The 19705-nt window shown below is 69.3% G+C and carries 14 protein-coding genes; 4 read left to right on the top strand and 10 right to left on the bottom strand.

The window, feature by feature from the left end:
• Window positions 1-51: 51 nt before the first annotated feature.
• The 5 genes from QM721_RS01840 to QM721_RS01820 all read right to left on the bottom strand — a co-directional run bounded on the left by QM721_RS01840 (window position 52) and on the right by QM721_RS01820 (window position 6977).
• Window positions 52-1287, bottom strand: coding sequence for an anaerobic glycerol-3-phosphate dehydrogenase subunit C (locus QM721_RS01840; protein ID WP_415118411.1), 1236 nt, complete (start codon window positions 1285-1287; stop codon window positions 52-54).
• On the bottom strand, window positions 1284-2564 hold the full coding sequence (gene glpB, locus QM721_RS01835) for a glycerol-3-phosphate dehydrogenase subunit GlpB (protein WP_415118409.1): 1281 nt from the start codon (window positions 2562-2564) through the stop codon (window positions 1284-1286). Before glpB ends, QM721_RS01840 begins: the two co-directional genes overlap by 4 nt.
• Window positions 2564-4141 carry an anaerobic glycerol-3-phosphate dehydrogenase subunit GlpA gene (gene glpA, locus QM721_RS01830; protein ID WP_415118407.1) on the bottom strand — a complete coding sequence of 526 codons (1578 nt, stop codon included), beginning with the start codon at window positions 4139-4141 and terminating at the stop codon, window positions 2564-2566. Before glpA ends, glpB begins: the two co-directional genes overlap by 1 nt.
• 134 nt (window positions 4142-4275) lie before the next feature.
• Window positions 4276-6024 carry a DUF4185 domain-containing protein gene (locus QM721_RS01825; protein ID WP_415118405.1) on the bottom strand — a complete coding sequence of 583 codons (1749 nt, stop codon included), beginning with the start codon at window positions 6022-6024 and terminating at the stop codon, window positions 4276-4278.
• A 2-nt stretch (window positions 6025-6026) separates the two neighbouring features.
• Window positions 6027-6977, bottom strand: coding sequence for a sugar-binding transcriptional regulator (locus tag QM721_RS01820; RefSeq protein WP_415118403.1), 951 nt, complete (start codon window positions 6975-6977; stop codon window positions 6027-6029).
• A gap of 228 nt (window positions 6978-7205) precedes the next feature.
• On the opposite strand from QM721_RS01820, the gene QM721_RS01815 reads away from it, so the two are divergent.
• A complete protein-coding gene (locus tag QM721_RS01815) occupies window positions 7206-7991 on the top strand; it encodes an MIP/aquaporin family protein (protein ID WP_415118401.1) in 786 nt (261 codons plus the stop codon).
• A 110-nt stretch (window positions 7992-8101) separates the two neighbouring features.
• Window positions 8102-9616: a glycerol kinase GlpK gene (gene glpK, locus QM721_RS01810; protein ID WP_415118399.1), complete on the top strand. Its 1515-nt coding sequence runs from the start codon at window positions 8102-8104 to the stop codon at window positions 9614-9616.
• Between the two features lie 106 nt (window positions 9617-9722).
• On the opposite strand, the gene QM721_RS01805 is transcribed toward glpK, so the two are convergent.
• Entirely contained in the window at window positions 9723-9932 is a 210-nt protein-coding gene (locus QM721_RS01805; protein WP_415118397.1) for a hypothetical protein, read from the bottom strand.
• Between the two features lie 64 nt (window positions 9933-9996).
• On the bottom strand, window positions 9997-10596 hold the full coding sequence (gene sigM, locus QM721_RS01800; protein WP_415118395.1) for an RNA polymerase sigma factor SigM: 600 nt from the start codon (window positions 10594-10596) through the stop codon (window positions 9997-9999).
• A gap of 371 nt (window positions 10597-10967) precedes the next feature.
• Between sigM and QM721_RS01795 the strand changes: the two genes are divergently transcribed.
• Window positions 10968-11603, top strand: a complete 636-nt coding sequence (locus tag QM721_RS01795) for a hypothetical protein (RefSeq protein ID WP_415118393.1) — start codon at window positions 10968-10970, stop codon at window positions 11601-11603.
• Between the two features lie 228 nt (window positions 11604-11831).
• Here the strand turns inward: QM721_RS01795 and QM721_RS01790 are convergent, their stop codons facing one another.
• From QM721_RS01790 to QM721_RS01780, 3 genes are all read right to left on the bottom strand, one after another.
• Entirely contained in the window at window positions 11832-12392 is a 561-nt protein-coding gene (locus tag QM721_RS01790) for a hypothetical protein (RefSeq protein WP_415118391.1), read from the bottom strand.
• 129 nt (window positions 12393-12521) lie between these two features.
• Window positions 12522-16094 carry a murein biosynthesis integral membrane protein MurJ gene (gene murJ / locus QM721_RS01785; RefSeq protein ID WP_415118389.1) on the bottom strand — a complete coding sequence of 1191 codons (3573 nt, stop codon included), beginning with the start codon at window positions 16092-16094 and terminating at the stop codon, window positions 12522-12524.
• Entirely contained in the window at window positions 16091-18040 is a 1950-nt protein-coding gene (locus QM721_RS01780; protein WP_415118387.1) for a DUF6049 family protein, read from the bottom strand. The genes murJ and QM721_RS01780 overlap by 4 nt, the downstream gene beginning before the upstream one ends.
• Window positions 18041-18139: 99 nt before the next feature.
• Between QM721_RS01780 and QM721_RS01775 the strand changes: the two genes are divergently transcribed.
• Window positions 18140-19591 carry a CCA tRNA nucleotidyltransferase gene (locus tag QM721_RS01775; RefSeq protein WP_415118385.1) on the top strand — a complete coding sequence of 484 codons (1452 nt, stop codon included), beginning with the start codon at window positions 18140-18142 and terminating at the stop codon, window positions 19589-19591.
• The last annotated feature ends 114 nt before the right edge of the window (window positions 19592-19705 follow it).

The raw sequence follows: 19705 nt of genomic DNA, 5'->3' as shown, positions 1-19705 counted from the left end.
CCAGCAGGCGGCCGGGCCGGCCTGCGCTGAACCTACCAGCGCCGGCTCAGCTCAGCTCAGCCCGTAGGCCTGGTGCACCAGGAAGATCGGGTGCTCCACCTGGGCGCCCGAGCCTTTGCGGATCTGCCAGCGGCAGGTCTCGGTGTCGCACATCGCGAACTCGGGGTTCACCTCGCGCACCTTGTCGAACAGCGGCTTGCCGACGGCCTGGGCGATCTCGTACTTCTCTTTCTTCAGCCCGTAGGTGCCGGCGATGCCACAGCAGGTGGCGCCCGACTCGACGGCCTCGACACCCGGGATCAGCCGCAGGATCTCCATCGCCGGCTGGCCCATGCCCTGGCTCTTCAACTGGCAGGGGGCGTGATAGACGGCGGTCAACTCGACCGGCTTGAAGTCGGTGGGCAACTGGTCGGCCTCGTGCAATTCGAGGAGAAACTCCATGATGTCGCGAATGCGGGTGCCGACGTCGGCGAGCCGGTCGTCGTCCACACCCATGATCTCGTGCGCCTCGTGCTTGAGCATGCCGGTGCACGAGCCGGACGAACTGATGATGGTCAGGTCGCTTCCGGACGCCCGCAGGTCGTCGCACAATTTCAGCACCTTCTCGCTGGCCCCGTCGAACAGGCCATTGGACTGTTCAGCCAGGCCACAACAGCCCTGCTTGGGCACCAGCACCTCGTAACCGAGATGCTCCAGAACCTCGATCGACTTCTTGGACGTCTCGACCTCGAAGTAGCCCCCGGCGCAGCCGTGGAAGAAGACCACCGTGCCGCGGCTCGCCTGCACCGCCGGCTTCGTGCGCTTCTTCAGCCAACCGGTGATGGTCTGGCTGTTGGCCTTGGGCATCGGAGCGTCGCGGTGAATGCCCATCACCTTCTCGATCACCGTGCGCAACGGTTTGATCGACAATGCCGCGTTGGCCACCGGCGCCAGCGGGGTCATCGCCTTGCCCATCAGTGTGGTCTGGGTGATCAGACGGTCGCGCACCGGCATCTGGTCGGCCTTCATCACCGCCCGGGCCTGGCCGTTCAGCTCCGCGATCTTCACCCCCTGCGGGCAGGCCAGCGTGCAGGCCCCGCACGAACTGCAGTAGTCGAGGGAATGGTCTGCCGACTCGCCGTGCCGGAAGCGTTCGGCCTGCGGCCCGACGAACTTCGGCCCGGTGAACTTCGGGGTGACCGCTGAGACCGGGCAGTGGGTTTCGCAGATGGTGCACTTCACGCAGTGGTCGAGCGACGCCCGGGCGACCTGGGTCTGGGCGAACTCGAGGCCGTGGGGGGCGTTCATGAGGCTGCTCCTTGCTCGGTGACGGTGGCTGCTGTGGCGAGAATCGAGTCGGCGGCCTGCACGGCGCTGGCGACCGCGATGCCCTCGCCCGATTTCTCGTGCCAGCGGGTCGCGCCGGCCAGAATGCCGCCCGCTGCGTACAGGTTGGTGTACACCGGATCGCCACCGGGGTGACGCACCAGCATGGTGTCGTCGGTCTCGACCCCGATGGTGAACAGCGGCTGCGGATCACCCCAGTAGTCGCCGTGCACCAGCGCTCCCTCGGGTATACGCAGGGGCAGGTCGAAGACCGACTCGTGCACCTTGTGGAAGCTGTCGGCGTGCAGGGCACCCGACTCGAAACCGCCGGTGGCAAGTACGAACGCGTCGGCCACGAAGTCGCGCGTGCCGCCGGCGGCGGCAAGCTGCACACTGTTCACCGAGCCACCGGAGGCCCGGAAGCCGGTCACCTTGCTGCCCGGCACCACCCGCACCCCGCACGCCTTGGCGCGTGCGGTCAGCGCTCGGTTGAGCCGCATGCCCGGCACCGACGGCGGTGGCAGGGGAATCTCGAAGACCGGCGCGCCGATCACCTCGGCGATCTCGGCCCAGGCCCCGTGGTCGTCCAGCCCGAGCACGGCCGGCAGCCCGACCGACTCACCCTCGGCGACCAGACCGGCCAGCACCTGCGCGAAGCGCCGCCGGTAGGCCGGGTCGTCCAGGGCCCGGGCGTAGCTCAGGCCGGTGGAGTCGACCTCACCGTCGCGGGCCGGGAAGTCGAGCATCGCGGGGCGGGCCGTGAGCCGTCCACCGGAAGGCAACTCGGTGCGGGCGAGGTTGCCGGCCACCAGCTCGGGGTAGAAGTCCTTGAGCTGGCGTAGCCCCACGATCACGAAGCGGGCGCCTTCGACACACGCACCGGCGGTCATGCTGGGCGAGGCCAAGGCGGTGGGACGAATCGCGCCGACGGCGGTGGGCAATTGCAGGTTCACCGCCGGATCGCCGACCAGCAGGGTGGGCCCGACGAGTTCGTGCAGGTACCCCGCCGAGCGGGCGACCAGGTCGGCGGGCAGCAGCCCGTAGGGGTGCCCCGGGTGCGTCTGGGCGAAGCCGGCCAGCGCCTCCAGCGGACGCTCCACCCGCTCGGGGGCGTAGCCGAGAATGTCGAGGGTGCCCTGGCCCAGTTGCAGGCCGCCGGTCCCCTTGTTCAGCAGTGCCACCCGGGCGCCGCCCTCGGCCAGCCGGATGGCCGCGACCAGCCCGGCCACACCGGCCCCGATCACCACGACACGCGTCATCACACGACCTCCTCATGCGTCGGGCCGGGTAGGTGCTCGACGTCGAGCGTGCCCTGGAAGATCCAATTATCGAGTGCGGTCTGCCGCACCTGGTCGCCGTACAGGATCGGCCAGATGCCGATCCAGCGGTTCTTCAGGAACAGCCGCAGCAGCCCGGTCGCCCGTTCGATGTCGATGTGCTCGGACTGCAACGCCACGCCGGTCGCCCGCATCGAGCAGAACCCGCCCTGGCAAGGCCCCATGCCGAGCCGCAATTGCCGGCGCAGGTCGTCGAAGCTGCCCTTGGGCTGGTCGGCCAGCGCCCGGGTGAACATGCCCTTGCTCATCAGTTCGCACTCGCACAGGATCTGGTCCGCGGTGCGGTCGTACTCACGTTCCTCGAGCCGGTGGGTGATGACGTAGTTCTTCTTGTCCTCCGAGCCCGGGCACTGTTCGTCGGCCGTCCGGCAGGGACGGGTCTCGCCGAGCTGGGCGCACATCGCGTTCACCACGTTCTCGGCCATCAGCCGGTAGGTGGTCAGCTTGCCGCCGGCGATGGTGAGCAGGCCCTTCAGACCGTCGCGCTCGGAGTGGTCGATGATCGACATGCCGCGGCTCATGTGCCGGGTGTCGCCGGAGCCGACCCGGGAGTCCTTGACCAGCGGACGGGCACCAGCCCAGGCGTGGATCGCGCGAGCGTTGCGGAAGCCGGGCACCAGCAGTTCGCCGCAGTCCATCATCTGCTGCACCTCGTCCCAGGCGATCTGCAGCTTGTCGGGGTCGTCGGCTTTCTGGTCGGTGGTGCCGATGATGCACACGGTGTGCACCGGCACCAGGATGTCGCCGTCGGCGGGGTAGGTGAGTCGGTTGATCACCGAGTTGGTCAGCCGGTGGTTCATCGCGATCATGATGCCGGCACCCGGCACCACCTGGACGTCGGGGCAGTCGGCCATGTGGGCGATCTGACCGCCCCAGGCGGCGGCGCAGTTGAGCACGAAATTGGTGTTGATCCGCACCTCTTCGCCGGTCTTGTCGTCGGTGCAGACCACCTGCGAGACCCGGTCGCCGTCGCGGTTGATCTTGGTCACCCGGTGGTAGGTGAGGATCTGCGCGCCGTACTGTTTGGCCGAATTGGCGGCGCTCCAGACCAACTGCCACCCGTCGACCGAGCCGTCCTCGACGGCGAAGGCGCGGGAGATCTTCGGGTTCACCCGGGGCTCGGCCTTGAGCACCGCGGCCACCGACACCTCTTCGAAGGGCACCTTGGTGTCGGTCGCGCCCTTGGCCCAGTCGTCGCCCCAGGCCGGATCGTCGACGTGGGTGGCGACGAAGTAGCCTCCGGTGCGTTCGACGGCGTGGGACTGAATGCGGGTGACGATGGCGTTCTCTTCGGCGCATTCGGTGGCCGAGTGCGGATCGCTGACCACGTAGCGGCCGCCGGAGTGCAGCAGGCCGTGATAGCGGCCGGTGGTGCCCTGCCCGAGGTCGGCCCGGTCGACCAGGATCGCGGAATAGCCGCGCATGGCGACGTCACGGACGACGCCCGCGCCGGTGGATCCTCCACCCACCACCACGACGTCCGCAGAGAGTGTTCTCACGTGCATCCTCCGATTCGAACATGCGGAGCGTTGCCGACGACGTCCAGCCGATCGAGCTTGACGGTCGGGCCCCTTGTCAAGACCGCTTATGCGCGCACGCTACCCGAGTGACGCGGGTATCAGAGGCTTCATTATCAGCAGTCTTTTCTTGCCTTTTTCATTGCGAGTCGTTGCCGCATCAGAACCACCTGGTACGGGTTCCAGGTCGACAACGTGTAGCGCAGCACCACCTCGTCCCCATCGGGTCGGGCGTCGAACAGGTACGGCGCGTAGGCGGCTCCCGTGGCCTCGGCCTGCCCGGCGAAGATCGCGTCGCCCACCGCGTCGCCTAACGAGGCGCGAATGAACCGGCGGGCGTCGTCGGAGCCCATGCCGTCGCCCACCCAGTCGAACAGGCGGATGCGGGGCGACCACGGCCCCCAGGGTTCGGGTGCCGTGCGCAACACCACCGCCGCACCGATCGGATCGTCCGGGCCCGACATGGTCAGCATCAGGTAGCGACTGAGAGCGGGTACCCAGCGCACCGAGAGTTCACCGTGGGCGCCGGGCGGAGTCAGCGGCCGGGCGTCCGCCTCGTCGCCGGACCATCGCCCGGGCCCTGCCCAGTAGCGCACGGCCGCGGCGAAGGCCTCGGCGCGGCCACGGCGTAGACCCGGCACGACGCCGGGCGCAGTGAGGTCCACCCGGGCCAGCCGGACGTCGTCGGCCCGGTAGGCCCCGGTGCCCCACAGCAGCAACTCCTCGCCGATGCGCTGCACCGAGACGTTGATGAAGCGGTGGTCCGAGAACGTGGTCAGGTAGCGCAACTCGACCGGACGCCATCGTGCCGCGGGATCGATGCGCGGCCGCCCCGGACGAGCCCGGGTCAGCACGCTGCGGCCCATCACCTGGGCGTCGCGAAAGTGGTTGGAGGTGTGAAAGACGAACAAGTCGTCGCTGAGGCTGAACCCGTCCAGCGGCACGTCGTACTCGCGCATCGTGGTGCCCCCGCCGCGCAACCGCAGCGGGGAGCCGTGCAGGCACACCTCGGGGTGCTCCGCCTCGGGGTCGGGTACTAGGCCCACGGCGTCGCGGGTGCCCAGCCAGGGCCGGGTCCAGTGCGTGTCGCCGAACAGCAGGTAGGTGTCGCCGGCGTGGTCGACGCGCACCCCTAGATCGGTGCCGCGAACCCCGGAGCGGGACAGCGACGACGACAGGGTGGGCCGACCGGTGCCGCTGGCGCTGTGCTGGCCGTCGCGCTCGCCGGTGACCTGGGCGACCTTGTGCGACGGCTCGTCCGCCACGACGAACGGCTCGGGGTCGTGCAGCCGCAGGCAGGCGTGCCGCAGCCAGCGCACCCGGCCCCGACGTAGCTGGCGCTGCAGGTGGTAGATCGACCCGTCGACCTGGACCAGGGCCTGCACCCAGCCGTTCCGCAGCCGGGTCGCCGCCGTGGCGACTGCGATCACCGTTCCGGTGCCCCACTCGCGGGCGTCGGTTGGGCCGTCCCAGGCCGGACGCGGTGGCTGGTCGATGCTCGCGTCGGCGACCGGGTGCCAGCGTCGCGCGGCCGGCTCGTTGACCGCCCAGGCGTAGGTTCGAACGCCGTCCGGTTCGGGAATCCGGGCGAGCAGTTCGTGCCTGGCGGTGCCCGGACGGCCGCGCTGGTGCAGTTCGCCCGGGCCGACCGCCCGTGTGCTGATCGCATCGCCGCGCAGCCACGGATTGTCCGGACGGCCCTGCCCGCGGAAGTAGTGATGGACGGTCAGCGTCCCGTCGCCGTTGGCGCTGCCGACGACCGCCTCCAGCCGGTGCGGGGCTCCCGGCGGGCTCCACACCGAGGGCCGGTCGTCGGACTCCAGCAGGGAAGCGGGGCCGATCAGGGCGGGGGTTGCGACCTGCACCCCTACAGCCTGTCCAGCACCGCGCGGGCGGTGCCCTCGTCGATCACCAGGTCGGTGGTGGTGCCGGCCCGCAACGCCCCCACCACGGCTGCCGCCCGGGAGGGGTCGGCCACCACGCAGAAGCGGCGCGGTACGTGCGCCAGTTCGGCGGGGGTCAGGCCCGAGGCCCGCTCGTTGAACCCGATGTCACGCCACGACCCGTCCTCGCGCAGCAGCACGGTCGCCACGTCGCCCACCACGCCGTCGGCGGCCAGGCCGAGCTTGTCGTCGTCGTCCATATAGCCGGCGCTGTAGACGTGTGACGCCACCCGCGCCTTCAGGCAGCCGACGCCGAATACGGCCACGTCCATGCGTCGCTGCAGCCCGATCACGTTCTGTACCGACCGTTCGCGCCACATGGCACGCTTGGTTTCGGCGTAGTCGAAAAAGGCGGGCACCGGAAAGTAGACCACCCGCGACGTGAACGCGTCGCCGACCGACTGCAGAATCTCGCCGACGTAGGGAATTCCCGAACTCCACTGGTTGGTGCCGCCGTTCATCTGCACCACGGTCGACCCGACCAGCGGCTTGGGCTGCAGGTAGCGCACCACCGCCGAGGCGGTAACGCCCCACGCCACGCCGATCACGCAATGGTCTGTGACGGCCTCGCTGAGCAGCCGGCCGGCCAACCTTGCCACTTGATCGAAGCGCCGGTTCTCGGACGCGCTCTCACGTACGGCCACCAGGTGCACCCGAACCCCGAAAACCCGGTCGAGAGCAGTCGCCACCGGTGAGCGCGAGCCGGAGTCGTCGGCCAGGCTGATTCGCACCAGCCCCGTCTGCCGAGCCTGCTTGAGCAGCCGGCTGACGCTCGATCGCGACAGCCCCAACTGCTTGGCGATGGCGTCCATGGTCTCGCCCTGGACGTAGTAGCGGGACGCCGCCTGGTACATATCGTCGTACCGCTCGTTCATCGACCCTCCATCGAGTTGCACGTTTGTGCATACAACTAGCGCATCTGTGCAGTACTGGCAATGATGATGGCCGACGGCCGGGGGTGTGGACGGCCGTCCGGCCGGTTTACCGCAAAGGCTGCGGATAAAGGAGCCGACACCCCCTTGAATCCCCGACGCTCGCCCGCGAGCGGCGTAGTTTCTTCGCTGACCGGAGAGTTCCGGTCGCTGGTACGGCATCGCGCGGCGATGCCTGAAGGGAGTTTGAGTGCAATGAGTCTCGCAACCATCTTCCTCTCCGAAGTCGTCGGCACAGCGATGCTGTTGCTGCTGGGCGCCGGAGTGGTTGCAAACAACATTCTGCCGAAGAACAAGGGCAACGGGACCGGGTTCCTGATGGTCAACTTCGGCTGGGGTCTGGCGGTCTTCGCCGGCGTGCTGGTCTCGTACAAGTCGGGCGGGCACCTGAACCCGGCCGTCACGCTGGGTGTGGTGGCCTCGGGGGCAACCGAGTTCGTGCCGGGCGTTCCGGTGAACTTCACCTCGATTCTTACCTACATCAGCGCCCAAATGATTGGTGCCTTCATCGGCGCGGTGCTGGCCTGGCTGGCCTACAAGAAGCAATTCGATGCCGACGCCCCCGACGGCTTCAAGCTCGGCGTGTTCTCCACCGGCCCCGAGGTGCGCGACTCGGTGTGGAACCTGATCACCGAGGCGATCGCCACCTTCGTGCTGGTCTTCGTGGTGCTCGGCGCTGGCAAGTTCACCGGCTCCGGAAGCACCCCGGCCGCCAACCTGGGCTGGCTGGGCGCGCTCGGCGTGGCCCTGCTGGTCGTCGGCATCGGCGCCTCGCTCGGTGGCCCGACCGGCTACGCGATCAACCCGGCCCGTGACCTGGGCCCGCGCATCGCGCACGCCGTACTGCCGATCCCGAACAAGGGTTCGTCTGACTGGGGCTATGCCTGGATCCCGGTTGTCGGCCCGATCATCGGCGGCGTGCTGGCGGGCCTGGCATCGCACGCGTTGCTGCCCTGATCGCCATTTCGCAGTGAATTCACAGTGCCGGGCGGTGGCAGCTTCTGGTGCAGCCGCCCGGCACGCGGCACCATGGACCAAACGTCTACAAGGATGTGGAAAGGACCACAATGGCTGAAAAGTACGTCCTCGCGATCGACCAGGGAACCACTAGTTCCCGTGCGATCGTGTTCAATCACGAGGGCCGCATTGTCGGCTCGGGGCAGAAGGAACACGAGCAGATCATGCCCCGGGCGGGGTGGGTCGAGCATGATGCGATCGAGATCTGGCAGAACATCCGCGAGGTCGTGGCCGTTGCGCTGGCCGATGCCCAGGTCAACAGCGACAGCCTGGCTGCGGTCGGCGTGACCAACCAGCGCGAGACCACGCTGGTCTGGGACAAGAACACCGGCGAACCGGTCTACAACGCGATCGTCTGGCAAGACACCCGAACCGGCAAGATCATCGAGCAGCTCGGCGGCGACGAGGGCCAAGACAAGTACAAGGCGCGGGTCGGCCTGCCGCTGGCCACCTACTTCTGCGGCCCCAAGGTGAAGTGGATCCTGGACAACGTCGAAGGCGCCCGGGCCCGGGCCGAGGCCGGCGATCTGGTCATGGGCACCATGGACACCTGGGTGATCTGGAACCTGACCGGCGGGGTCGACGGCGGCAAGCACGTCACCGACGTGACCAATGCCTCGCGCACCATGCTGATGGATCTGAAGACGCTGTCGTGGGACCCTGAGATCGCCGCCGACATGGGCATTCCGCTGTCGATGCTGCCCGAGATCAAGTCCTCTTCCGAGGTGTACGGCTACGGACGTCCGGCCGGTCTGCTCTACGACGTGCCGATCGCCGGCGACCTGGGTGACCAGCAGGCGGCCACCTTCGGCCAGGCGGCCTTCGAGCCGGGCATGGCGAAGAACACCTATGGCACCGGCTGCTTCATGATCATGAACACCGGCGAAGAGATCGTGCCGTCGAAGAACGGTCTGCTCACCACCGTGTGTTACAAGATCGGCGACAACAAGCCGATCTACGCACTCGAAGGCTCGATTGCGTTGGCCGGCTCGCTGGTGCAGTGGTTGCGTGATCAGTTGGGCATCATCTCGTCCGCTCCTGAGGTTGAGTCGCTGGCGGCCGACGACAACGGTGGCATCTACTTCGTGCCGGCCTTCTCGGGCCTGTTCGCTCCGTATTGGCGCTCGGACGCCCGCGGTGCCATCGTCGGAATGACCCGGTTCGTCGACAAATCGCATTTTGCCCGCGCGGCCCTGGAGGCGACTGCCTACCAGACCCGCGAGGTGCTGGACGCGATGGAAGCCGACTCGGGTGTGACGCTGGCCGAGCTCAAGGTGGACGGCGGCATGACGATGAACGAGACCTTGATGCAGTTCCAGGCTGATCAGGTCGGCGTGCCGGTGATCCGTCCGGTGGTGGCCGAGACGACGGCGCTGGGTGCCGCTTACGCGGCTGGTATCGCGGTGGGGTACTGGGACGGCGAGCAGGACGTCATCGACAACTGGGCCGAGGCCAAGCGCTGGGAGCCGAAGATGGAAGACGGTGAGCGCGACCGGCTGTACCGGCAGTGGAAGAAGGCAGTCACCCGCACCCTCGACTGGGTGGACGACGACGTCAAGGAGTGACGTTCGGTTCGATCAGTCTTGAGCGACACCGCCGGCCCGCGAGCAATCGCGGGCCGGCGGCGTCTTTTCGGGTTTGCCGGCCTTCAGGTTTGCGACCAGCCGACGATCACCGGTCGCTGACCGGGTCGTCCGACCACAGCGGCGAGATGGGCTTCAGGTCGGGCACGTCGTGATCGGGTTCGACCCGGCTGGCCCGGCGCAGTTCGGTCTCGGCGGCGATGGTGGCGCGCAGTCGTGCCCGCACAGCCTCGGGCATCGGGGGGGTTGCAGCGTGCTGCAGAAACCGCGTGACCGCCTGTTCGGCAGGGTCAGGCATCGGGGCTCCTTCTGCAGCGGTTGACCCCGGGTTGGACGCACCGGGGGTAGGTTCGGTTCCCACCTCAGCCCACCTCCTTGAGGTGCCGCAGCAGAACGGCCAGTCGCGCCCGTCCGCGGGAGCAGCGGCTCTTCACGGTGCCGGGGGCGCAGCCGAGAATACGCGCCGCCTCGTCCATCGAGTAGCCCTCCAGGTCGATCAGCACCAGCGCGGCCCGCTGGTCGGCCCCGATCTGGGCGAGTGCCTCGGTGACCTCGTCGGCGATGCTGGCCCGCACGGCGTCGGTCGCGGGGTCGTCGGGCGCGATCAAGGCGGGGGAGCGGTCGAGATCCTCAGGCAGCGGCTCGGCCGGGCGGGCCGCGATCCGGCGCAGTCGGTCGAAGCAGGCGTTGACCACGATGCGGTGCAGCCAGGTGGTCACAGCGGCATCGCCGCGAAAGCTGCCGGCCCGGCGAAAGGCCGAGATCATCGCGTCCTGTAGTGCGTCGGCGGCGTCTTCGGGGTTGCGCATCACCCGCAGCGCCAGCGACCAGAGCCGATCGGCGTGGCGTTCCAGCAGCAGGGTGAACGCCCGGTCGTCGCCAGCCACGTGGGCGGCGAGCAGCTGGGCGTCGGTGGGGCCGTCCGGGTCGGTGAGCGGACGCCGGCGGGCGGGCGCGGTCACGGGCTCACCGCCGGATCTTGACCGCGCCCCAGCCGACCTGGGTCGGGGCACGGGTGGTTCACACCCGGCAGGTTAGCGGGTGTGGGGTCGTTGGCAACTTCTTGGCTGCTGTGCCCGCCTCGGCTAGCCGAGGTTCTGCAAACGCACTCACCTATGATCGTGCGCGCCTGCGCTGTTTCAGCCTACTGCGGTTCAGGTCGTGTGGGCGAAACAAAGCCCCGCGGTGCCTAACTAGCCGAGGCTAGACAGAGGACGGTTCCCGCGGGGCGATGTACCTAGGATAGCAGGTATGTCCGAACCACCGCGCTCGCTTGATGCCGTGCAGGCCGAGCGGTGGCTGAGCACGCCGAGGGTATCGACGCTATCTCGCGGTGGCGGGCGGAGACCATGCCCTGGCGATGGAGACCTACCTGTGGAACTCCCGTGTCGCCGCTGCGGGGATCGTGGATGTCGGGCACCTCGAAATCGCGATCCGCAACGCCTATGACCGTGAGCTGTCGCGGCGGTTCCCCGATTGGTCGATCACCGCGCAGTCACCGCTGTTCCGGTTGGAGCAGGGCGTGCAGCGTGCCCGCGCCCGGCAGCATCGCCGGAACGAGGCGAGCCTGGCGCGGATCGCGGACGCGAAGCGGGGGCTGAGTTCGGCACCGACGCACGCGGAGGTCGTGGCGGCGTTGACGTTCGGGTTCTGGTCGAATCTCACGGTCGCGGAGCGGACGCCGACGATCTGGAACCCGATGCTGCACCGGGCTTTTCCCAAGGGTACGGCGCGGGCGCGGGTGCATGATCTGGTCGCCCGTGTGGTGAAGTTTCGCAACAGGCTCGCCCACAACGAGCCGGTGTTCTCCACGCGCACCGGCTTGGAGGATCGCCTCACCGAGGTGCAGGAGCTGTTCAAGCTGATCGACCCGGACGCTTACGCCTACGTTGGCGATCACTCCATGCTCGATGCGGCTATCGCTTCCTGCCCGATACCGGGCTTGACCAGCGCGAGCGGCCTGCGCTGAACGCTCACCGGCCGAGCCCTGGCCCGTCGCGGTGTGGGTCGTCGCGGTGTGGGCCGCGTTCGGTCGGCTCGCTGAGTTGCCGTTCGCGTTCGGCGAGTGCCTGCTGTCGCGCTTCGTGCTCGGCGCGGGTGGCTTCGATCCGTGCGGCGGCGTCGCGGATCGGTAGAGCACGGAGATAGTCGGCCTCGGCTCGTGGCGCGGCGCGGGCCTTGCGCCTGGCGAGCCTGCCTACGGTGGCGAGTCGGACGGTTGTAGCGGCCTCGCGCTCGACGGCGGCGAGGTAGGTGGTGCCGTCTGTCTCTGCCTGTATGACGAGCGGTTCCGTGACCTCGGCACGGATGCGGGCCGTTCACTCTCGGCGCGGCGGAGCACGGCGGCTTGCTCGTCGTCCTCGGCCTTGTACGTGGCACGTTGGGCGTCGAACCGGGTGGCGGTCTGCTTCCAGCGTTCCGCCGTGCGTTCTGCATGCGCGGCTTCGGCGGTGAGGCGTGTCAACTCATCGGTGACCAGCTGCGCGGGGCCATCAGCGACGAGGCCAAGTCCCGCGTCGATGGCTTGGGCGGTGGCGTGGTCGAGGCCACGGTCTGCCGGGTCGCGTTCCATGGCCTCGATGAACTGCGCCCGCGCACCGGCGAGGTCTTCCGCGACGACGTGCAGATGGTTGTCGTCGCAGCCTCGGGCCATGCCGACGTAGACGCCTGCCGCGCTGGTCGCCTCGGACAGCATCGTGTGCGAGGCATCGACGGCGCCGTCCATCACGTCCAGGAGAAGGTGGGTGGCGACGTTCACGTCGCTGCCCTTCTTGGTCGAGGGGTTTTCGCGCGGCCAAGAGACCCGACTTGGCCCGAACCATCCGAGAACGCCCGGACGCTGACTCTCGACGTGTCCGGCTTCGAAGAGAGCTGACTGTCGACGGGACTACCCGCGCACCTCGATGGTGCCGATGCCGCCCTGGTAGTAGTTGCCCGACTCGGGGGGCAGCGAAGTGAGGTACACCAACAGGTAGCGGGTGCTGACCGGCTCGTCGAATTTCAGCACCGCGGTGCCGGTGGCCTTCGGAATCGAGGCGACCGTCTTCCAGTCGGCCTGCGAACGCATCGGGGCGCTGGTCACGTCGGGGTCGGACGGCACCCGCAACTCCAGCGCGGTGCCCTCGCCGATCAACGCGACGCTGACCTGACTGACCGTCTTCACCTTGCCCAGGTCGAGCACCAGGCCGACTCCGGGCTTCAAGCCCCCCAGCCGGGGGTCGCCCCGGTAGCGCTCGGTGAGCCAGACCGTCTCGGGGTCGTCGTCGATGGCGCGGTTGGCCAGCCGCGGGTTTTCGGCATTGCTGCCCCCGTCGGCGGAGGGGTCGAAGTCGGTCACCGACGCGATCGGAATCACCTGGGCGCCCGCGGCGGTGGACGACACCGAGGTGGCGCTGGGCGCCGTCCGGCGGGCGTTGAGCTGCCCGACCGCGACCCAGACCAGCGAGCCGGCCAGCAGTAGCCCGAACAGGCCGATGACGATCGCCAGCGCCGTGCGGGGCGGACGGCCGATGCCGCCGCGCTGCGGCGAGGGCATCGGCAGTTGGGGTTGCGAGGCCCGGGGCGGCGGCGGAATCGGCGTGAACGGCTCGGTGCTGGGGTCGTCCTCGTGCAGGCCCGGGAACTGCCAGGGCTGCGTGGTCTCGCCGGTGTCGTAGGCGTCGGAGGAGTCCGGCCGGGGCGGCAGCGGGGCACTCACGGTGGCCGGACGAGCCAACGCTGCGGTGGTAGCCGAGCCGGCCACGGGGCGTCCGGCGGTGGTGCGAATCGGGTCGATCGGCATGCGCAGCCGGCGTTCCAGGTCGGGGGCCGCGCTGGCCTGGCCGAGCACGGCGCCCAGTTGCTGGGCGATCGCCCGGGCCGTGGTGATCGGCGCCTGCCGGTTGCGCGGGGTGGGGTTGAGAATGCGGTCGCACAGGGTGTCGAGCATTCGGGGCACGCCGGCCTTGACCTGCGCCGGTGACAGCGTGCGGGCACCCTCGGTGGGGGCTGCCTTCAGCCCGAACCGGTCGCCGCCGGGCCAGCGATTCACCAGGCAGGCGTACAGCAGCGAACCCAGCGCGCGGACGTCCGCCGCCTCGCCGGCATGGGTCTGCTGCGACGGGTCGAGGGCGGCCTCGACCAGTAGCCCGACGATCCGGACGTTGCCGGCGGCGGTGATCACCACGGTCTCGGGGTTCAGCCGCTCGTGGTGCAGCCCCCGGGTGTGCAGGGCGGCGATCGCCTGGGCCAGCTCATTGGTGATCCACGCTGCCTCGACCGGTGACAGTGGGCCGCCGGCGAGCACCTGCTCGATCGATGTCGCGGCGGCGTACTCGTAGACGATGTACGACTCGCCGCTGTCGAACGTGCCGGCGTCGAGCACCCGCAGGAACGCCGAGTCGGGGGCGTCCGAGGCGCGCTTGGCCACGCTGATCAGCTCTGCGCCGCGGGGGTCGTGGGTGGGGAGCAGATGCATCGTCACCGGCCGCGACAACCGCTGGTCGTAGGCCCGCCAACTGAGCGCGTTGCCGCGGCGGGCCAGCAACTCGTCGAGCCGGTAGCGATCGTCCAGCACCTGGCCGACCGTCACCTCGACGACCCCCTCGTCGGTGGGCACGTCCGTGGTGGCGGGGCGGCCGTCCTCGAGGTCACGGTGGTGCGGCAGCGGCTGATCCGACGGCGAGGTGGTGGGCAGTGCCACCGCGACGAAGCGTCCGGCGCCGTCCGGGTCGTCGTTGACCTCGTCGGCCGGTGACGGGCCGGGCTGGTCGGCCTCGTCGGTGGCGGGCAGGCTGCCGACCTCTTCGGCCACCTCGTCGGCCTGCACGGTGATCACCGACTCGGCGGCCGGCCGGCGCCGCAGGGTCTGCAGCACCTGGACGGCCTCGTCGACGTGCAGCCGCTTGGCGACGAAGAAGAAGGCCAGCAGGGCCGCCGTGGCGGCGAGGCCAAGCCCGAGTAGAGCCATCGCGAATGAGTCGAAGCGGGCGAAGAACCAGGTGATGCCCCAGGCGATCAGGGCGCCCGGAACGGTGGCGCCGAGCAAGATGGCCAGGTGCCGCAGCAGCGCGCCGCCGTCCAGGTCGGCCAGCCGCCGGCGCAGCGCCCGGTGCGAGATCCACACCCCGAGCAGGTAGCTGACGCTGTAGGCCAGGGCCAGCCGCGGAGCGACGGTGCCGACGTTGTGCCAGGCCAGCATGAACCCGATCGCCAGCACCGTGTTCACCCCCGAGATCGCCACCTGCAAAAAGAAGGGCGTACGGGTGTCTTCGAGGGCATAGAAGCCGCGCAGGTAGAGGTACTGGATCGTGTAGGGCACCAGGCCGACGCCGAACGCCACCAGCGTCCAGGCGACGAAATGGTAGTTGTCGGCGCCCTGGCCGTGACCGAACGCCATTCGGGCGATCGGCTCGGCCAGCACGATCATGCCGATCGCCGCCGGCACCAGAAAGGTGACCGCGAGCCAGGTGGCTCGGCGCACCTCGGCGGCGACGCCGGCCAGGTCTTTGACCGCTGCCAGCCGGGAGGCCTGCGGCAGCATCGCGGTGGCCAGTGACACCGTCAGCAGCGAGTGCGGCAGCACCCAGATCAGGTAGGCCTGGTTATAGACGTTGCTGCCGGCACCCGACCCGCCGACCACCGCCGAGGTCGCCAGCCGAGTCACCACGGCCTGCGCGACCAGGGTCAGTGCGACGTAGCCCATCATCCACTTGGCAAGGTGAAACGTGTGGCCCAGGCCGGTGCCTTTGAGGTCCCAGCGGGGCCGGTAGTGAAAGCCGGTGCGGCGGTAGAAGGGAATCAGAATCAGGGTCTGCACCACGATGCCCAGGGTGGAGCCCCCGCCCAGCAGCAGTGCCTGCTGGGCGGTGAACGGTGCCGAAGTGTCCAGGCCCTGCCCCCAGAGCACCGCATACAGCCCCAGCACGGCGATCTGGACGACGTTGTTGGCGATCGGCGCCCACATCATCGGGCCGAACGAGTCCTTGGCGTTGAGCACCTGGCCGACGAGGAAGAAGGCCCCGTAGAAGAACAGCTGCGGCATGGTCAGGTAGGTGATGAAGACCAGGGCGTCCCAGTGCGGCAGGCTCTGCCAGGCCGGGTCGGTCCACAGCGTGAGCAGCCAGGGCACCGCCGCCACCATCAGCACAGTGATCACGGCCAGCGCCGCCAAGAAGGCGGTCATCACCCGGTTCACGTAGGTCTGGCCGCCGTCGCGGTCGTTCTTGATCGCCCGGACGATCTGTGGCACCAGCACGGTGTTCAGGGCACCGCCGGCGAACAGCATGTACAGCGTGTTGGGAATCAGGGTGGCCAGACCGAACATCTCGACCTGACGGGTCGTGTTGCCCAACGCGAAGGCGAGCAGCATCGCCCGTCCGAAGCCGAGCACGCGCGAGACCATCGTGCCCGAGGCCATCACGGCGGTGGCGTTCAGCAGCCTGCGACTGCCGGCGGGGGCTTCGCGGCTTTCGTCGCTCACGCCTCCTCCTCCTTCTGCTTGCGGCGCACCTGCCGTATGCGCAGCGCTGTGGCGGCAACCAGCACCACCCCCGACACGATCACAATGATCCACCCGATCATGCCCAGGTCGGTGACCTCGACCACGATGCGCGTGGTGCGTCCGACCGGACGGCCCGAGCCGGTCTGCAGCCCGGCGGTGACGTTGACCAGGCCGTTGGCGGTGGCTTCGGGGCGCACGTTGACGGTCTCACTCTGGCCGGGCCCGACGGTGATCACCTGCGAGGCGGCAATGGTGAGCCGCTGCGGGTTGTCGGAACTGAATACGACGCGCACCTGGATGGGTTCGCTCAGTTCGTTGCGCACGGTGACCGGAAACTCGTTGGCGCGCGACGACATCAGCACCCGGGCGCTGGCCGACAAGGTGACGCCCGCGGTGACCGCCGACTGGCTCATGGTGCTGCTGGCGGCGGCGACCCAGTTCGCGGCGGTCGTGTCGCCGATCCACCAACTGGACGCCATGCGGGTGAGTGTCGCGGGGGCGTCCGCGGCGAGCTCGGAGTCGGGCACCAGGTCGCTGTAGGCGGCGAAGTCGGCGCTCATCGCCCTGAGCTGGCGAAACCGCGCGGCGGGCAGGGTGTCCGGCTCGGTCGGCAGGGTGAGCGTCGCGGTGCCGGTGGGTGTGACCTCCAGCAGGTCATCGATGCCGGTGCGCCGCAGCCAGCGCGGCGCCAGTTCGGCGTCGGCGGTGGCGTCGGCAGCGCTGGTGATCAGGCGGATCAGGCCCCCGCCCAGCACCGCCTCGGCGAACTGCCGTTGTTGCTGCTGCACGGTGCCGTTCTGGTCGCCGGGGCCGCCCGCGGTGAAGTCGGGCGCCAGGCGCAGCAGGGTGGAGCCCGATGAACTCTTGGTGACGATCGGGCCGCGGCCGGCTGTGCTGACCAGCAGTGCGTCGGCGTCGGCGGAGGCCACCTGGGCCGGCGTGGTCGGCCCGGCGACGCCCGCGTGCGGCAGCACCAGCAGCGGCAGGTCGTCCAGTTCGGGCACAGGCCCGGCCGTAACGGCACGACTGACCACGTCGGCTGCGTCATTGGCTTCGGCGCCGACCAGGTCGGGGTTGGCGAACAGGGTGCGGGCCCCCCGCTCGTCCGGCAGGGCGTGAAACTTCTCCAGCCAGGCCTGCGCCGCCTGCTGGCCGGTGCCGGCGCGGGTGCGGTCGCCGTCGACCACCTGGTAGCCGTCGGCCAGGTCGGTCACTTCGTCGATCAGGGCCGGGTCGACCAGCCACGAGACGCCCGGACGCCCGGCCAGCTCGACCAGGGTGTCGAGCCGTCCGGTGAGCTCGTCGATCAGCCCCTCGTTGGCGAACACGTTGGGCCGCACCTTGGTGGGGGCCGCCGACAGCAGCACGAGTGAGGTGAGCGGCAGCTTCTTGTCGGGCTCGGTGACGTAGAAGGTGCGGGCCCGGGCGAGTTCCTGGTAGTTGCTGGACGCGTCGGCGGTGCCACGCACCTGCACCCCGAACGGGTAGATGCTGCCCGCGTCGGTGAAGTCGAGGTCGGCCAGCGTGCCCTTGACGGTGAACTCGGCGGTGGCGCCGGGGTCGAACGACACGTCCGAGGCGGTGATCGAGAAGTAGTTGTGCGGGGAGCGGAAGAGCATCAGGCCCCACGGGTCGTTCTGCCCGTTCAGCACCGAGGTGAACACCGCCGGGTCGGTGATCGGGTCGCGGGCCCGCCAGAGCACCACACGCACGCCGAAGGCGGGCTGGGCGCCGACGTTGCTGACCCGTCCGGTGAGCACGGCAGTCTGCTTGGCGCCCGAACCGGTGGTGCGCAGGCTGGTCAGTTCGACCGTCAGTTGCGGGGCCGCGGCCTGTGCCGGGGCGGCCGGCCCGATCAGTACCCAGGCCACCGCGACCACCCAGGCCAGCACGAGCGCGAGCTTGGCCGTCAGGGTGCGGGTCACCGCACCATCGTAGGGTGCGGGTCGCAGCGTTCCGGACGGCGCCGGGGTGCGTCGCGTGGGTCGTCGGTGTGGCGTGGGGTGCCGGTACAGTGTCTCGACGTGCCCGAACTGACCACTGTTCAACGTGACGCCCTGAGCCGGTTGCGCACCGGCTCGCCGGCCGTGCGTCGGCTGTCGGAGCTGTTTGCCGGGGCTGGGCACGAGTTGTACCTGGTGGGCGGCCCGGTGCGTGATTCGCTGCTCGGTCGTCCGGTGCACGATCTCGATTTCACCACTGGGGCCCGTCCGGACGAGATCGAGTCGATTCTGCGCAGGCTGTCGAGCGCGGTGTGGGACATCGGCCGCGCGTTCGGCACCATCGGCTGTGCGGTCACCGAACCCGGCCCCGACGGCGAGCCGGTGCGGCTGGTGATCGAGGTGACCACGTTTCGCTCCGACGCCTACGAGCCTGACTCGCGCAAGCCGGCGGTGGTGTTCGGCGACCACCTGGGCGGCGATCTGGTGCGCCGCGACTTCACCGTGAACGCGATGGCGCTCGACATGGCCACGGGCGAACTGCTCGACCCGTTCAAGGGGGCCGACGACCTGGTGCACCAGGTGCTGATGACGCCCTCCACCCCCGAGCTGTCGTTCAGCGACGACCCGCTGCGGATGCTGCGAGCGGCCCGGTTCGTGGCGCAGCTCGGCTTCAGTCCGGCGCCCGGGGTGGTGCAGGCGATGACCGACATGGCCGAGCGGATCGCGATCGTGTCGGCCGAGCGGGTGCGCGACGAACTGGTCAAGACCATCATGTCGCCGCAGCCGCGGCTGGGGCTGAACCTGCTGGTGGCGACCGGGTTGGCGGGCTACGTGCTGCCCGAACTGCCGGCGCTGCGGATGGAGCGCGACGAGCACAACCGGCACAAGGACGTCTACGAGCACACCCTGACCGTGCTCGACCAGACCATCGACCTGGAGCACCGGCTCGGCGGACCCGACCTGATCGCCCGGCTGGCGGCGCTGCTGCACGACATCGGCAAGCCACGGACCCGGCGCTTCGAGCCCGGCGGCAAGGTGTCGTTCCACCACCACGACGTGGTGGGGGCCAAGCTGGCCACCAAGCGCATGCAGGCGCTGAAATTCCCTGCTGAGCAGATCAAGGCGGTGGCCAAGCTGGTCGAGCTGCACCTGCGCTTTCACGGCTACGCCGACTCCGACTGGACCGACTCGGCGGTGCGCCGCTACGTGCGCGACGCCGGGGATCAACTGGAACGGCTGCACGTGCTGACCCGCTCGGACTGCACCACCCGCAACGCCCGCAAGGCGGCCCGGTTGCGCACCGCCTACGAGCAGTTGGAGTGGCGGATCGACGAACTGGCCGCGCAGGAGGAACTCGACGCCATGCGCCCCGACCTGGACGGCACCCAGATCATGGCGATCCTGGGCATCGGCCCGGGCCGTGACGTGGGCCGGGCCTACAAATACCTGCTGGAGAAGCGGATCGACGAGGGGCCCTTGGGTGAGGCGGCGGCGGCGGACGCTCTGCGGGCCTGGTGGGCCGAGCAGGGCTGACCACCGCTGGCGACCCTTTGGAAGTAGTCTCGCTCGCTGAGCCGCCAACAACATTCGGCCCTCAGGAAGCGCTGATTCTTCGTTGGTCGATCTTGTCGAGACCTCGAACGGAGT

It is taken from the genome of Micropruina sp. (assembly GCF_047602085.1).
GTDB lineage: Bacteria > Actinomycetota > Actinomycetes > Propionibacteriales > Propionibacteriaceae > Micropruina.
This window is presented reverse-complemented; position numbering and strand designations above follow the sequence as displayed.

Bases quoted from the DNA above. Each gene is read 5' to 3' on its own strand.
- QM721_RS01840 (WP_415118411.1), bottom strand. From the start codon at position 1,287: ATGAACGCCCCCCACGGCCTCGAGTTCGCCCAGACCCAGGTCGCCCGG.
- glpB (WP_415118409.1), bottom strand. From the start codon at position 2,564: ATGACGCGTGTCGTGGTGATCGGGGCCGGTGTGGCCGGGCTGGTCGCG.
- QM721_RS01805 (WP_415118397.1), bottom strand. From the start codon at position 9,932: ATGCCTGACCCTGCCGAACAGGCGGTCACGCGGTTTCTGCAGCACGCT.
- QM721_RS01820 (WP_415118403.1), bottom strand. From the start codon at position 6,977: ATGAACGAGCGGTACGACGATATGTACCAGGCGGCGTCCCGCTACTAC.
- QM721_RS01815 (WP_415118401.1), top strand. From the start codon at position 7,206: ATGCCTGAAGGGAGTTTGAGTGCAATGAGTCTCGCAACCATCTTCCTC.
- glpK (WP_415118399.1), top strand. From the start codon at position 8,102: ATGGCTGAAAAGTACGTCCTCGCGATCGACCAGGGAACCACTAGTTCC.